Origin of the sequence: Streptomyces sp. NBC_00986 (assembly GCF_045162565.1) — a bacterium.
GTDB lineage: Bacteria > Actinomycetota > Actinomycetes > Streptomycetales > Streptomycetaceae > Streptomyces.
In genome coordinates, this window is record NZ_CP108733.1 from 10,173,837 (window position 1) to 10,188,461 (window position 14,625).

Below are 14,625 nucleotides of genomic sequence, written 5' to 3' on the forward strand. Positions count from 1 at the left end.
AGCGGGCAGGCCACACCAGGCCGGCCCCCGGTACAAGGCGTCGCCCACTATGTGGACGACGCGGTCGGGCAGGGCTTGGACGAAGAGGTCGACCATGGTTCTGGCTGCTCGGTCTTGGAGATGCTGGTCTTGGGTATGTGCAGGCGAAACAGGACGGGCAGGCAGACCTGACGGGCCAGGAACGGCACGGTCACCACGATCCCGATGATCACGAAGCAGTTGCCGCGCCCGATGCCGTCGCGTCCTTTGGCAGAGCCGTCGTGCTGGTACTTCGCGCCGTGGACCTTCTTTCCATAGCGGTGGAACAGGGTGTCGTCCACCGCGAGGGTCACCGCCGCGCCCCGGGGCACGAAGCGAGCCACGACCGCACGGGCCAGGGCGAGTCCGACCTGGTCCAGGTCCCAAACCGCCCGTGAGAAGAACCGGTGCGCTCGCGGCCAGTGGGCCTTCCCGGCCGGTCCGGCGGTCTGCCACATCCCGGTGACGGTGTGCGGACTGTTCCCCGACGGCACCCCGGTGACCAGCACCGCCATCGTCGTGCACGAAGGGGGGTGAAGCACGGCCGCAGGACTTCCAGCACGATCAACAGGGATGACGGTACGGTCACCGGCACCTGGACCTCCCCGGTATAGCCACGCGCGGCGCATCCGCCACCTCCGGCAAGGGCGGACACCGCTTATGACCCGATCCGCCGCACCGCGTCCGGACCAGCCCACCCGGGGCTCCTGCACCGCGCACCCTTTCCTACGCCCGCAAGAACTCTGGCCTGACACGGAGGTTTTCTTCTGCCACCCCGGCCCGTTCCGCCTCTGCGGACGGTCGACTCGTGGTGCCGTCTATTCCCTGCGAAGCTCAAAGCCGCCCAGCCTGCTGTATCGCCAGACGGCTCCGAGATCTACCCGGCTGACGCGGCTGCTGTGTCGGGGATGTGGACGTGCTGGGTGAGGAACAGGGCTGCGCGGTCCAGTGCCTGGTCGGCCTCGTCGAGAACGCCGGCGAAAGACTGGAACACATGGGGTACGTTGGCGGTGATGTCGAGGATGACGTCCACTCCGGCTGCGCGGGCGCGGGCGGCCAGGCGCGTGGAGTCGTCCAGCAGGATCTCGTTGGTGCCCGCCTGGATGAGCATCGGGGGGAAGCCGGTCAGGTCGGCGAGGACGGCTGGGCTGAGCATGGGCTGGTGCGGGTCCTGCTTGGCGAGGTACATGGCTCCGGTGTGTTCCACGGACTTGCGGGTGAGGATCGGGTCGATGTCTTCCTTGGTGTCCATGCTCTCGCCCGTGCGGGTGGCGTCGAGGCCCGGGGAGAACGTCACGACGGCGGCGGGCAGCGGGAGGCCCGCGTCGCGGGCGGCCAGGCAGGTCGTGACGGTGAGGCCGCCGCCGGCCGAGTCACCGGCGAACGCGATGGTCGAAGGGTCCTGGCCCCTGTCGAGGAGGGCGCGGTAGGCGCTCAGTGCGTCGTCGATCGCGGCCGGGAACGGGTGCTCGGGGGCAAGCCGGTAGTCCACCGAGTATGCCCCGAAGCCGGTCTTGGCAACGAGGTGTCCCGTCAGCGACAGGACGCTTTCGGGGGAGCCGTATACCCAGCCGCCGCCATGGAAGTACAGGATCGTCCCGGCGCGCAGACCGTCGCCCGGCTCGACGCGCAGTGCGGGTCGGTCGCCGAGCGTGGTCCGCGTGGTGCGGATGTTGTCGGGCACGATCATCTTGGCCATCAGCGCCTCGAATCCGGCTCGGATCGCCTCGAGAGACCTGGGGCCTTCGGGCCGCGGCTGCCGCAGCATCGCGTCAATCTGCGCCCGCTGTTCCTTGCTCATCGTTCTTCCCCTGCCACAAGTGACTTCCACGGCACTATATGCCGTGGCATGTATCGTAAACTACATGCCGTGGCATCCAAAACAAGCAGTGACACGGTCGACCTTCCGGGCTTCTTCGCTGACCTGGTCCGATGCGAGACGCGTCTCTACAACGCCCTCAACGACCGTCTCCGTGAGCGGCACGGGATCGTCACCTCGCAGTTCGAGGCCCTGCGCCACCTGCGCGACCACCCCGAGTCCCGCGTGGCTGACCTCGCCGCCGAGTTCGCCATCGGCATCGGGGCGGCCAGCAAGACCATCGACCGTCTGGAGAAGCAGGGATGGGCCGTTCGGCAGCCGAATCCATCCGATCGCCGGTCCTCACTGCTGGCCCTGACCGACGACGGCCTGCAGTTGGTCGACGCAGCAGAAGAGACCTTTACCGAGCGGTTGGCCGAGCTGACCGCGGATGCGCTCAAGGCGTCCCCCCTGAGAGCCGCCGCGCAGGCCCTCTCGGAGCTGCGTTCCGTCCTGGAGCGCGACCGGATCGGCGCGCCCACAGGCTGACGCGTTTTCGCAACCGGGTCGAAACGGCAACGGCCAGGCATGGTCGGCCTCGGCGCACCATCAGGGTCGGCCCCGGAATGATGCCTCTTCGCGGTCCGCAATTGGGTGCCGTAGGCCGGGGCGCGCTTATGCGTTCCGTGCCTGGCTTCCGGGTCGGCCCACCCGCCAACCCCCTGACGACCAGCCAACCTCACACACCGTCACTCGCAACCCAGTAGCCGATCACGAGAATGGCGAAACTTCAGTTTGGAACTGGGACACATGGCGCCGTTACATGTGGACCATATGTGTGACCGACCGAAGTCGAACGCCAGGACCCGGTGGGCGACTTGGGGTGAGGCTGTTCACTTCTCGTTCGATTTTTGTTGGGGCGTCTGCCGCTACTGTCTGGCGTGCACTCGGATCGCCGACCATAAGACGACAAGAGCCAGTATCCAGCCAGTATCCAGCCAGTATCCGTGGTTTCCGAATACGGGAGAAACACGTGAAGGTACTTCGCCTGCCGTTCGTCCTCGCCGTTGCACTGGCGGCCCTGTTGGGCACTCTCGCATCACCCGCTTCGGCCGTGGAGCGCACCTGTTACGGGAAAACGGGAAACTTCAACGCCAACTGGCTTCTCCTGGTGGACTGGGACCGAGGCGAAAGTGAATGCTTTGGCGTCGCGCCGTCCGGCAGTATTTGGCACACATGGCAGACTGCCGACACGTGGTACGAGATGCCGGGCAGCGGCCGTGCCTCGTATGTCGCAAATGCTTATGACATCTACGACGGCATTTCCCAGAATGCTCAGAACATCGGGAAAGCCGTAAAAGTCGTCACGACGAGTAGTTCTTACTGCAGTTACCTTGACTACGCAACCAACACCTGGGGTGGCTGGTATGAGGTCTCCACTTCCAGCACATGCACGAGCTCACCCAACATCGGGTACGAGGCTACGCATTGGCTCCTGCAATAGGGCATAGCCGCACTCCACGGACAGCTGCCTCGCGAGAGACAGCTGTCCTGCGGTACGTGGCCGGGACCAGTCATGCCCGGGTCTCAGAATCCAGCCGCGCAGTGCCGGAGTGCCACGAGAAACTCGTGCTCACCCTGGAGATCGTCAAGCGCACGTTCGCGTAGTTGATGCATTCGCGCCAACTGGCTCGGGGCTACGAGACGTTGCCCGTCGGCTGCGAGGCGATGCAATCCTTGACGCCCAGGTGGCGCGATGGATCTCGGCAGCGGCGCGGGCGCGGTTTCCTGTTCAGCCCTGGTCGCGGCGGTGGCGTCGGCGGCCTCCAACACCCCGGCCAGCCGGGCGACTTCCTCCCACAGCCCTTCCACCCGCACTCGGGGAGCTGCCTCCCGTGCCTCCCTCATTCCGCGCGCGACCGTGGAGGCACCTGATCGGTGCCGACGGGTGCGCCTCCTTCGCGCGGAAGATCCACAGGCCCCAGGCGCACGTCAGGGTAAAGAAATAGTGCGTTGGCCAGTCCGGACGGTCTATGGGTCGGATCGTTGTGGTAGCGCTAGTGCTGGGCGATGGTTTTACGGGCACGACCGGGGCGTGACGAGGACGAGCGGTCCGTCGTTCGCCGCTTGTCGCGGGCGAGGAAGGCTCCGCGGGATGCGGTGATGCGGGCGTGGATGATCGAGCTGAGCTGGTCGGGGCTACGGGTGCCGGCGATCGCCGTGGAACCATGTACGTCTTCACCCCACCGGACGGACGGAGTTGGGGCCTGACGTACGAGGGCCTGGAAGCCGGGTTGCGTGAGCGGAACCCCGAGGAGTTCGTCCGCGTCGACGACGGCTCCGACGGCCCGGTCCGCGGCTCGTCGATGCATTTCGGCGTCACCCTGGGCGAGGAGCAACTGGAGGGCATGGCCCTGTTGTCGCCCGAAGGCGTGTCGGTCCTGGACCGCACGGCTCACTCGGCGGCCCGGCTCGCCCTCTGGCTCAGGAACAACGTGCTGCCGGGCGGCACAGTCGTCATGTTCAACAGCGAGTGGGGACTCGAGGCCGATCTGCCGCCCGCGCCCGTCCCCGACGCCGGTCTGTTTGCTGACGGCGGAGGTCAACCGCCGTTCCCTTGTGGGCTGTTCCGTGCGGCGGTCGGTGACCTGTCCCGTGCCGCACGGTGTTCATGGAGCCGTATCGAGTGTGGCCGCTACTTCAGGCCGATCGCGGCGCACGCCGCCGCGTACTGCGGGGTGCAGATGTCCTTGACGGTGTAGATGCCGTCCGTGATCACCGTGTCCTGGATGTTGTCCTTCGTGAGGGAGACCACCGGCACCAGCATCGTGGGGATCTTCTCCTCGGTGGGGCTGTCGACCGTGTCGCGGGTCAGCGCGTCGAACTGGATGTCGCGGCCCTGGACCTTGTACACCGCCATCTCCGCGGCGCGGGTGGCCTCCTCCGGGAACGGTTTGTACGCGGTCATGTACTGCTCGCCCGAGACGATCCGCTGCACCGCGTCCAGGTTCGCGTCCTGACCCGTCACCGGTGGGATCTTGGTGGCGCCCGCGTCCTTCAGCGCCTTGATGACGGCGCCCGCCAGGCCGTCGTTGGCCGCGTAGACCGCGGCGATGTTGTCGAGGCCGACGGACTTGATCGCCTTCTTCATGTTCGCCTCGGCGACCGTCGGCGACCATGCGGCGGTGTCGTACTCCTTGGCTATCCGGACCTTGTCCTTGAGTTCGCCGAGGGCACCGTCCTTGAACTTCGCGTAGTTCGTGTCGGCGGGGTCGCCGTTCATCATGACGACCTTGCTGGAGGCCGCCTTGCTGCCGAGCGCCGTGATGAGGGCGCGGGCCTGGATCTCGCCGACGAGTTCGTTGTCGTGCGAGACGTACGCGGCGATCGGGCCCTCCGCGAGCCGGTCGTAGGCGATGACGGGGATGCCGGCGTCCTTCGCCTTCCGGACGTCCGGCGCGATGGCCTTGGAGTTCAGCGCGTCCACCAGGATGACGTCGACCTTCTGGTCCACCATCTGCTGGAACTGCCGGCTCTGCTTGGCCTCGCTCGCCTCGGCGTTGGCGTAGACGACCTTGCCCTTGCCGTTGGTGAGGGAGGCGACCTCCTTCACGATGACGGGGTGGTCGAAGGCCTCGAAGCGTGCGGTGTCCCTGTCGGGCAGGAGCAGCCCCACCGTGATGTCGTCGCCCTTCTTCGGAGACGCGGAACCGTCGCTTCCGACGACTCCGTCGACGACGCCGCACGCGGTGAGCGCGAGCGCGGATGCGGAGGCGGTCAGGGCCGTCGCGAGGTGACGCACGGGGATTCCACAGAGGGCGGGAGCGCTCACGTGAGGCGCCTTTCGAGTGTGAGGGGGAGGGGGCCGGGTGGCTTTCGGGGGCGTTGATGTCCGGTGAGAAGTGGCTGTCGGGCGGGGGGACTTGGCCCCTGCTTGCGCGGGGCAGGAAGGCTTCGAATCGGCTTCCGCGACCGGGAGTTGCTCCTTCGCCTGTGCGATTCCTGTCTCCGGCCGTCACCGTCGCACTTCCTTGATGTGGACGGGGTGGTGATCGCGGGGAGAGGTTGTGGCGGCTTCGGTGACCCGGTTTGATGCGGCCGCGTCCGGAGGGCACGGGGGAAGCACGATCGCCCTGACATCGCTCTGGTGGCGCCCCGACATCGCCCTGGTGTCGTAACCGCGCGCGTTGCAGCGGGTGTTGGGGACTACGGTCCCGCCGTCCATCGGCACCGCGCCGATGCCGGGACTTCCGTTCCGCGCCAAGAGGCCTGTCGGGGCCCGGTGTTGCCGATTCGCTGCAGGACAGCCGTGAACCGGGGGCGGGGCTTGGGGCGGGGGCACGGATCCGCGGAAGCGGTTGTCGGGCGGATACGTCCGTGAGCGTGAACTCGGCCGGGGCGGACAGGGAGTGGTGTGGCTCGCCCGGGACCGGCCGGGGCAGCAGGGCGTGGTGAAGTTCCTGTTACCCGGCACGGAGTTCGACGAGGTCGTGCTCGCCCGAGTACGCAGGGAGTTCGGCGCGGCGAGCCGGGTCGGTGAACTCGCCACCGCACGCGTCCTCGACGCCGATCTGACCGGACAACACCCCTACATCGTCGGCGAGTTCGTCCAGGGTCCGACGATCCAGCAGCATGTGGCCGCCGGTGGTCCGCTGCCCTCCGGCCGGCTCCAGTCCCTGGGGCCGGCCGTCGCGCACGCGTTGGCACAGGTGCACCGGGTGGGCGTGGTGCACCGCGACATCAAACCGTCCAACATCCTGCTCTCTCCGGACGGACCGCGGATCATCGACTTCGGGATCGCCCGCGACGACCGGTCGCTGGAGTCGGCGCTCACCACACCGGGCAGCGTGCTCGGCCCGCCCGCGTACATGTCGCCTACAGCGCGACCGACCCGCGGGGCGCGGCCTACCACGCGGGTTTCGAGCGCTTCACCGCGACCGAAGTGTCGGCGCGGTGACGTCTTCTAACAAAATTATCATCGAAATTGTTAACAATGCCCGGCTCCGGCTCAGGGTCCCGGCCTACAGTCTGGGACTCGTACGAGCCGCACAGCCCGACTTGCCCGCGGCATCGCCGGGGTGGTGCCCAAGTACGGCTGTGACCACGCAACTTGCTGTACAAGGAGGTCCACGGGTGGACATGAACCGCAGAACGGTTATCCGTAGCGCCACGGGCGTCGCAGCCCTTGCCACGTTCGGAGTCGCCGAGGGCACGGCAGGCACGGCGTTCGCCGCCACCTCGTCGTCGAGCAGCTCGTCGAGCACGTCCTCGGCGTATTCGCTGGAGCTCGACCCCACCGCCTGGTCGTACGACTCGACCAACGACGTGTACTACCAGATCGGGAAGGTGTACGTCGCGAACCCGGCTGCGACGGACTACGAGAACCTGTCGATCTATGTGCCGGGCGCCTATCTGACGGCCACCGCGAACAGCGACGGGACCACGTACACCGCGAAGGCCAACCCGAAGGGCACCGTCGGCGCGTACTCGGGACGCACGGCGCCGATCGTGATCCCGGTCAACACCCCCGGCTACGCCCAGCAGGCACCGGCCACGTCCTACAGCTACACGAGCGTGTCGGCGTACCTGGAGGCCGGGCTCGTCTACGTGTGGCCGGGTCTGCGCGGCCGGGACAGCTCGACCAGCACCCGCTCCGACGCGGCCCCCTGGGGCGTGACCGACCTCAAGGCCGCGGTCCGCTTCCTCCGGTACAACCGCAGCGTCCTGCCCGGCAGCACGGACGACATCGTCCTGTTCGGCATGAGCGGCGGCGGCGCCCAGGACACCGTGGCGGGGACCTCCGGCGACAGCCCCCTGTTCCACCCGTACCTGCGCACGATCGGCGCGGCGATGGAGGACGCCCAGGGCCGGCCGCTCAGCGACGCGGTCGCCGGCGTCATGGCCTGGTGCCCGATCACCGACCTCGCCGAGGCCAACCTGTCCTACGAGTGGAACATGGGCCAGTTCGCCTCGACCGGCACGCGCGCGTCCACCACGTGGACCAGCGCCTACTCGGCGGACCTCGCGAAGGCCTGGCCCAAGTACCTCAACCGCCTGGGCCTGCGCGACGAGCACGGCAAGCGCCTGGAGCTGACCGAGTCCGGCAACGGCACGTACCTGTCCGGCAGTTACTACGACCACCTGATCGAGGTGATCACCACCTCGCTGAACAACTTCCTGTCGGACAACACCTTCCCGTACACCATCACGACCCAGGGCGGTCCGCCCGGATCGGGCCAGACGGGGACCTCGACCACGTACGAGACGGTCGCCGACTACATCGCCTACCTCAACACCGGCAGCACCTGGGTCACCTACGACGCGGCGACGAACACCGCCACGGTGTCCGGCCTCGAAGGCTTCGTCAACAGCCAGAAGACCGCGAACAAGCCGGTCGGCGCGTTCGACGGGTACTCCCGCGGGCAGGGCGAGAACAGCGTCTTCGCGATGGGACTCAACGCCCCGTCGCACTTCGCGCCGCTCACGCGTGACGTCATCAAGGCGAACGAGACGACGTACGCCACGTACTCCGACTGGAACACCGACTACGGCGTCTCGGCGTACGACGGCGACTTCGCCAAGAAGGACAGCGTCGGCAAGGACATGGCCTGGCGGGGCGACGCGTACAACCCGCTGTACTTCCTCTCGCCCGCCTTCGCCGGTTACCGGCAGTCGAAGGTGGCGCGGCACTGGCGCATCCGCACCGGCATCATGCAGGGCGACACGGCCAACACGACCGAGATCAACGTCCGGTTGGCCCTGCTGAACTACGGCATCCGTGACGTCGACTTCGCCACCGTGTGGGCCCTGGCGCACACCATGGCCGAGCGCGCCGGCGACCCGACTACCAACTTCATCAGCTGGGTGGAGTCCGTCGTCAAGAAGTGACCCCCGGTCCGGACAGCCCGGGCGCCCGGCCGACCAGCCTCGGTCGGGCGCCCGGCACCGAACGGCAGGCCGCCGTACGGCACCGTCTCCGCCCACGTGCGGGAATGACCGCGGCGCCACCCCGGTTGCCCCGAGCATGACGACGACCGCGCCACAGCCCGAGGTTCTGCGCTACACCGCCTTCTCCAGCGACCCGGCGGGCGGCAACCCCGCGGGCGTCGTCCTGGACGCCACCGCTCTGGACGACAGCGCCATGCTGGCCATCGCCGCCGACCTCGGATACTCGGAATCCGCGTTCCTGTCCGCGCCCCCGGAGGGTCTCGGCGGTGAGGACGGGCGGGCGTACACCATCCGGTACTTCAGCCCCAAGGCCGAGGTGCCGTTCTGCGGGCACGCCACCGTCGCGACCGCCGTGGCGCTCGCCGAGCGGGTGGGCCCCGGGGAGTTGGTGTTCGCGACGCGCGCCGGCACCGTACCGGTACGGGTGGTCGAGGAGGACGGGACACTCCGGGCCACCCTCACCAGCGTCGAACCGCACATCGAGGACATCACCGACGCCGACCTCACGGAGGCGCTCACCGCGCTCGGCTGGCCGGAGGCCGATCTCGACCCCGCCTTCCCGCCCCGGATCGCCTTCGCCGGCGCCCGGCATCTAGTCCTCGCGGCGGCGACCCGCGCCCGGCTCGCGGACCTCTCCTACGACTTCGCCCGCCTCGAAGCCCTGATGCACCAACTCGACCTGACCACCGTCCAGTTGGTGTGGCGGGAGTCGGCCACCGTCTTCCACGTCCGTGACCCGTTCCCCGTCGGCGGTGTCGTCGAGGACCCGGCGACCGGTGCGGCGGCGGCCGCGTTCGGCGCGTACGCGCGTGAACTCGGCCTGGTCCCCGAGGACTCCGTCCTCACCCTGCACCAGGGCGAGGACCTCGGCCGCCCCGGCGAACTCACGGTGACCCTGCGCGCGGGCGACCCGCGGGTCCGCGTCGGCGGCGCGGGAACACGCATCGCCTGAAGCCCCGGCAACGCACGAGGCTCCCGTGCCCTGGGGAGAGGTGGTCGAGGCCTCAACCCACCGGCACGGGAGCCTCGTTGGTTCCGGGTGTCAACGGTTGCCGCAGTTGTCCAGCCAGTCCATGGACGATCCGCGACATGTCAGTGACCCGTGGCACGATCGCCGGCATGACATCGATCGACGAACCCCTCCTACTTGAGACGGCCGCCAAGTACGGCGTACCCGCCCCCGTAGTACGGGAGTTGATGGCCCAGGCGCGGCCGTGCCTCTATCTGGTGCCGTACGACGAAGTGCCTGAGGCTCGTCGGGAGGGCATCCGCCCCGCCGCACGGACGGGTGGGCTTCCCGCGCTGCCGGACGGGGTGAACTGGCCTGACGGGAGGGAGCCGTTGGTGCTCAGCGTGGACTGTGCGGCCCTGCCTCGGGGCGTCCTGGACATCGAACTGCCCGCCGACGGGCACCTGTTGCTCTTCACCGAGATCGAGTACCCGCCGGAGTCGTCCGCGGTGCTCCACATACCTGCCGGAGTACGCACCACGGAGCGCTCCGCGTCGTATCAACTCGACGGTGAGGCCAGGGAGATCAGGGTCTATGAACCACGCACCCTGTACCCCGTGCCCGGCCTGACCTTCGACGCCGAGTGGGAAGGGGGCCCGCAGATCAGCGAGTTCCTCGACGGCGACGGCGACCAGGAGGCGCTGGACGGCTTCGAGGAAGCCGTCGGGGACCTGGCCTACGGCGGGCATCGCCCCGGCGTCTGCGTCCGGATCGGTGGCTTCTCCGACCCGTGGGACATGGCACCGGACACGGGCGAACTCGTCCTCTTCGCGCAGTTGGCCGGGCAGGCGGTCGACTACAACGTGTTCACGATGAACCTGATCGTGGGGACCCGGGAGGACGTCGCGGCCCGGCAGTACGCCGGGCTCCAGTACGAGCAGCAGTGCTAGGCACCCCGTCGTTCGGCTCAGCCGGCGACTGCCCCCACGAGGTCGGCAGTCGCGTCCCACAGCCGCCCGGCCACGGCCGCGTCCAGGCCGGCCTTGCCCGGTCGCCGTACGGCCGGAGAGCCCCGGAAACCACCCAGGCCGTCCGGGCCGACGTAGGAGTTGCCGGGGACGTCCTGCGTCGCGGCGTAGAGCAGGGACAGGGCTCCGCGCTCGGGGGCGTTGGTGAGGAACGTGAACCGGTTGACGACGTTCGACCGGGAGTGGGCCGCCAGCGAGGTGCGGGCGATGCCCGGACTGGCCAGGACCGAGCGGACCGGACTGCCCGCGGCGGTCAGCCGGCGCTGGAGCTCCAGTGAGAACAGGACGACCGCGAGCTTCGACGCCTGGTAGGCCTGCATTCCGTTGTGCTTGCGCGTGCGCCAGTCGAGGTCGTCCAGGTCGAGCCTGCCCTGCTTGTGCAGCTCGCTGGTGACGTGCACGACGCGGTCGGTGATGTGCTCGAGGAGCAAGGTGGTCAGCAGGAAGGGGCCGGTGTGGTTGGTGGTGGTCTGGAGATCGAGGCCGTCGGCGGTGCGCGCGGCCGGGATGTCCATCACGCCGGCGTTGTTGATCAGGATGTCGAGGTCGCCGGACCAGGCGTCGGCGAAGGCGCGTACCGAGGTCAGGTCCGACACGTCGAGCGGCCGGACGTCGAAGGTGCCGGGCAGACCGGCGACGGCGCCGCCGGCCTTGCCGGTGTCGCGTACCCCGAGCACGACACGGGCACCCACGCGAGCGAGTTCGCGTGCCGTGATCAGGCCGAGGCCGCGGCCGGCGCCGGTGATCAGCACCGTACGGCCGGTCAGGTCCGGGAGGTCGTTGGCTGTCCAACTAGCCGTACTTTTCATGGGACTTGGCTCCTGGCTCGGAGGTGTGCGGTGGGCGGCGACCGGTGATCGCATCGCCAGTGAACTCGCCGCACCACGGGCGCCGGAAGGACCTCCGCAACCACTGAACGGCAGGTCGTGGCTAACCCGCGCCGGATGGCCAACGATGAGAACCATGGACCACACGTTCGACCGCACGTCCCTCGGCACCTTCCTGCGCACCCGGCGTGCGGCCCTGCAACCGGAGGACGTCGGGCTGCGCCGAGGGCAGCGCCGGCGCGCTCCGGGCCTGCGCCGCGAGGAGGTGGCGGAGCTGTGCACCATGTCCGCCGACTACTTCGCCCGACTGGAACGCGGCGACGGCCCGCAGCCCTCGGAGCAGATGCTCGCGGCCATCGCCCGCGGCCTGCGGCTGACACCGGACGAACGCGATCACCTGTTCCTGCTCGCCGGCTACCGCACCGCCCGCCACGATCTGTGTCTCCAGCACGTGAGCCCCGGGCTGATGCGGGTCATGGACGGCCTGGCCGGCACTACCGCACAGGTCATGGGACCGCTGGGGGAGACCCTCCTGCAGACGCCGTCCGCGGTGGCACTGCTCGGCGAGCAGACCCAGTACACCGGCAACTCCCGCAGTGCGACGTTCCGTTGGTTCACCGACCCGGCCGAGCGGGAGCGCTACGACCCCGAGCAGCACGACGACAACAGCCGGACCAACGCCGCCCTGCTGCGCGCCTCCGCCACCCGGGACGGGCCCGGTTCCCCCGCGGCGGGCCTGGCGGACGTCCTGCGGCGCACCAGCGACGAGTTCGCCCGGCTGTGGGAGCGGCACGAGGTGGGCCTGCGCTGGAGCGAGACCAAACGGTTCGTCCATCCTCAGGTCGGCCGACTGGACCTCTACTGCCAACTCCTGCTGGAGCCGGACCAGGGCCAGTCGCTCCTCGTCTTCACCGCCACCCCCGGTACGGAAAGCCAAGAGAAACTCGCCCTCCTCACCGTGCTCGGCACCGACCGGTTCGCCCCCGGCATCGAGTGATCCTGCGAGTACCGAGGGCTACGGCCCTGCCTGACGCGTCAACGCGCCCTGCGTGTCGGCACTTTCCTCACTTTCTTCCCCAGCTCTTTCCTTCCGCCGGTGAACCTCGTCGGCTCCTTTCACCTCTACGACGTGTAGTGGAGGTTGCCCCGGAGTGAACTGCCGACCGACCGGGACGGAGCGAGGAGAAGGACGCCATGGATGACGGTCCCCGTGCCGGCGGTGGTCTGCGGCTGAGGCGGCGCGACGCGCCCGCCGTGGCGGGGCCGCAGTGGGCCCGGCCGCTCATGACCGAGCCGGCCGCTCCGCAGCAGCTGCACCGGGGGATGACGCTGATCGCCGTCATCAGCCTGTTCATCGGCACGCGTGACGCCTGGACGAGGGCGATGACGTCCCGTCCGGACGTCGCCGGGATCATCTCCGTCTGCTACGCCGGGATCCTGGTCGCGGGCGTCCTCGCCCTCACCACCCGCACCCGGCGCGCCCTGACCCGGGTGGACGCGGGTGTCCTGCTGCTCGCCGTCGTGCTGGTGCTGTGCGGGTACTGGCTCAACCACGCCGGCACCGACGAGGGCGTCCTCACCGCGCAGGCCGCCCACGAGATCCTGCACGGACACCCCATCTACGGGCAGCCCTGGCCGTGGCTGTTCGACCGTTCGTCGGTCGGCATCACGAAGACCATGTCGGGCGGCGCCGACTACACCTACGGCTATCCGCCCCTGACCGCGCTGCTCGCCGCCCCCGTCCACGCCGTGGTCCACTCGACGGCCGCCGCGACCCTAGTCACCACCGGCGCGCTGCTCGGCGGAGCCGTCCTGCTGTGGTGGCTGCTCCCGGCACCCTGGCGGTCCGGCGCCACCGCCGTGTGCCTCGGCTTCGGCTTCCTGCCCGGCTACGCCTACTCCGGATACCCCGCCGTCCTCGCCCTGGTGCTCCTCATCCCGGTGGTGGTCCGCTGGCCCGACACCGGCGCCGGCGGCCGGCTCGGACTCCCCGGAGTGGTCCAGGCCCTCTGCCTCGGCGCGGCCTGCGCCACCCAGCAACTCGCCTGGTTCCTCACGCCGTTCCTCCTCATCGGCCTCCACGCCGTCCGCCGCGGCGACCTCGGACCCCGGCCCGCCCTCGGCGTGATCGCCCGCTACACCGGAACCGCCGCCCTCACCTGGGCCGCGATCAACGCCTACTTCGCCACCCAGGACTTCCACACCTGGCTGCACGGCCTGCTGCTCCCGCTCACCCAGAAGGCGATCCTGCACGGCCAGGGCCTCATGGGGATCTCGTACTACTTCACCGCGGGCAGCAGGCACCTCGACTACTACTCGTACGGCAGCCAGCTGCTCCTGTTCGGCCTGCTCGCCGCCACGCTGCTCTTCGTACGTCGGCTCGGACCGGCGATCACCGTGCTGCCCTGGCTGAGCTTCTACCTCGCCACCCGGTCCCAGGACGGCTACTTCCTGATGATGACCCCGCTGTGGCTCGCGGCGGCCGCCACCGTCCCGGCCTCCGCGTTCGCCCCGGCCTGGCAACCCCGCATCCCGCACCTGACCGGGCACCGGGCCAAGGCCGTCCTCGCGGTGGCGCTCGTCACGCCCGCCGTGGTGTGCGCGACGGTCGCCGCGGCCAGTTCGCCGCCGCTGCGGATGACCGTCACACCGAGCTTCGCCGAGCGGGCCGGCCACCTCGACATCACCGGTCTCGCGGTCCGGGTCGTCAACATCACCGGCACCCGGCTCACCCCCCACTTCGCCAGCCGCCTCGGACAGGGCGCCTCCGACTGGTGGACCGCCTCCGGCGGCCCCGAGACCCTCGCCCCGCACGCCTCCGCGACGTACGACGTGAAGCCGCCCGGCGGTGTGCGGCGGGCGCCGGGAGGGTCGCATCCGCGCTTCTATCTCATCGCCGTGACCGGTACCCCGATGACCATCACCAGCGCACGGATTCCGATCAGTTGACCGAGTTTGACGTAAAAGGATATCCCGTAAATGAGAAAGGCCCTACAGGGTTCTCATCTGAGATTGTTATATTGCGCAACCACGCAAGAGAGGCAGGCCCCCTGCCTC

At 69.0% G+C, this 14,625-nt stretch carries 13 protein-coding genes; 9 read left to right on the forward strand and 4 right to left on the reverse strand.

Annotated elements, in window-relative coordinates; all coding sequences use genetic code 11:
* Positions 1–47 precede the first annotated feature (47 nt).
* Positions 48–560 carry a transposase gene (locus OG504_RS45785; RefSeq protein WP_405995072.1) on the reverse strand — a complete coding sequence of 171 codons (513 nt, stop codon included), beginning with the start codon at positions 558–560 and terminating at the stop codon, positions 48–50.
* A 335-nt stretch (positions 561–895) separates the two neighbouring features.
* Complete coding sequence (locus OG504_RS45790; protein WP_405995073.1) at positions 896–1,819, reverse strand: alpha/beta hydrolase; 924 nt, start codon at positions 1,817–1,819, stop codon at positions 896–898.
* A gap of 69 nt (positions 1,820–1,888) precedes the next feature.
* Between OG504_RS45790 and OG504_RS45795 the strand changes: the two genes are divergently transcribed.
* The 3 genes from OG504_RS45795 to OG504_RS45805 all read left to right on the forward strand — a co-directional run bounded on the left by OG504_RS45795 (position 1,889) and on the right by OG504_RS45805 (position 4,578).
* Positions 1,889–2,365: a MarR family winged helix-turn-helix transcriptional regulator gene (locus OG504_RS45795; RefSeq protein ID WP_405995074.1), complete on the forward strand. Its 477-nt coding sequence runs from the start codon at positions 1,889–1,891 to the stop codon at positions 2,363–2,365.
* A 484-nt stretch (positions 2,366–2,849) separates the two neighbouring features.
* Positions 2,850–3,320: a hypothetical protein gene (locus OG504_RS45800; RefSeq protein ID WP_405995075.1), complete on the forward strand. Its 471-nt coding sequence runs from the start codon at positions 2,850–2,852 to the stop codon at positions 3,318–3,320.
* A gap of 724 nt (positions 3,321–4,044) precedes the next feature.
* Positions 4,045–4,578 (forward strand): hypothetical protein, encoded by a 534-nt coding sequence (locus OG504_RS45805; RefSeq protein ID WP_405995076.1) that lies wholly within the window; start codon positions 4,045–4,047, stop codon positions 4,576–4,578.
* Here the strand turns inward: OG504_RS45805 and OG504_RS45810 are convergent.
* Entirely contained in the window at positions 4,512–5,618 is a 1,107-nt protein-coding gene (locus tag OG504_RS45810) for a sugar ABC transporter substrate-binding protein (protein ID WP_405995077.1), read from the reverse strand. The genes OG504_RS45805 and OG504_RS45810 overlap by 67 nt on opposite strands.
* A gap of 556 nt (positions 5,619–6,174) precedes the next feature.
* Between OG504_RS45810 and OG504_RS45815 the strand changes: the two genes are divergently transcribed.
* From OG504_RS45815 to OG504_RS45830, 4 genes are all read left to right on the forward strand, one after another.
* On the forward strand, positions 6,175–6,783 hold the full coding sequence (locus OG504_RS45815) for a serine/threonine-protein kinase (RefSeq protein WP_405995078.1): 609 nt from the start codon (positions 6,175–6,177) through the stop codon (positions 6,781–6,783).
* Positions 6,784–6,955: 172 nt separating this feature from the next.
* A complete protein-coding gene (locus tag OG504_RS45820) occupies positions 6,956–8,704 on the forward strand; it encodes an esterase (protein WP_405995079.1) in 1,749 nt (582 codons plus the stop codon).
* A gap of 136 nt (positions 8,705–8,840) precedes the next feature.
* Positions 8,841–9,716 carry a PhzF family phenazine biosynthesis protein gene (locus OG504_RS45825; RefSeq protein ID WP_405995080.1) on the forward strand — a complete coding sequence of 292 codons (876 nt, stop codon included), beginning with the start codon at positions 8,841–8,843 and terminating at the stop codon, positions 9,714–9,716.
* Between the two features lie 137 nt (positions 9,717–9,853).
* The gene (locus OG504_RS45830) at positions 9,854–10,663 is read left to right on the forward strand and encodes a DUF1963 domain-containing protein (protein WP_405995081.1); all 810 of its coding nucleotides are present in this window, start codon (positions 9,854–9,856) and stop codon (positions 10,661–10,663) included.
* A 17-nt stretch (positions 10,664–10,680) separates the two neighbouring features.
* Here the strand turns inward: OG504_RS45830 and OG504_RS45835 are convergent, their stop codons facing one another.
* Complete coding sequence (locus OG504_RS45835) at positions 10,681–11,550, reverse strand: SDR family NAD(P)-dependent oxidoreductase (RefSeq protein WP_405995082.1); 870 nt, start codon at positions 11,548–11,550, stop codon at positions 10,681–10,683.
* A 145-nt stretch (positions 11,551–11,695) separates the two neighbouring features.
* On the opposite strand from OG504_RS45835, the gene OG504_RS45840 reads away from it, so the two are divergent.
* Positions 11,696–12,565, forward strand: coding sequence for a helix-turn-helix transcriptional regulator (locus tag OG504_RS45840; protein WP_405995083.1), 870 nt, complete (start codon positions 11,696–11,698; stop codon positions 12,563–12,565).
* 197 nt (positions 12,566–12,762) lie between these two features.
* Positions 12,763–14,517, forward strand: coding sequence for a hypothetical protein (locus OG504_RS45845; protein ID WP_405995084.1), 1,755 nt, complete (start codon positions 12,763–12,765; stop codon positions 14,515–14,517).
* The last annotated feature ends 108 nt before the right edge of the window (positions 14,518–14,625 follow it).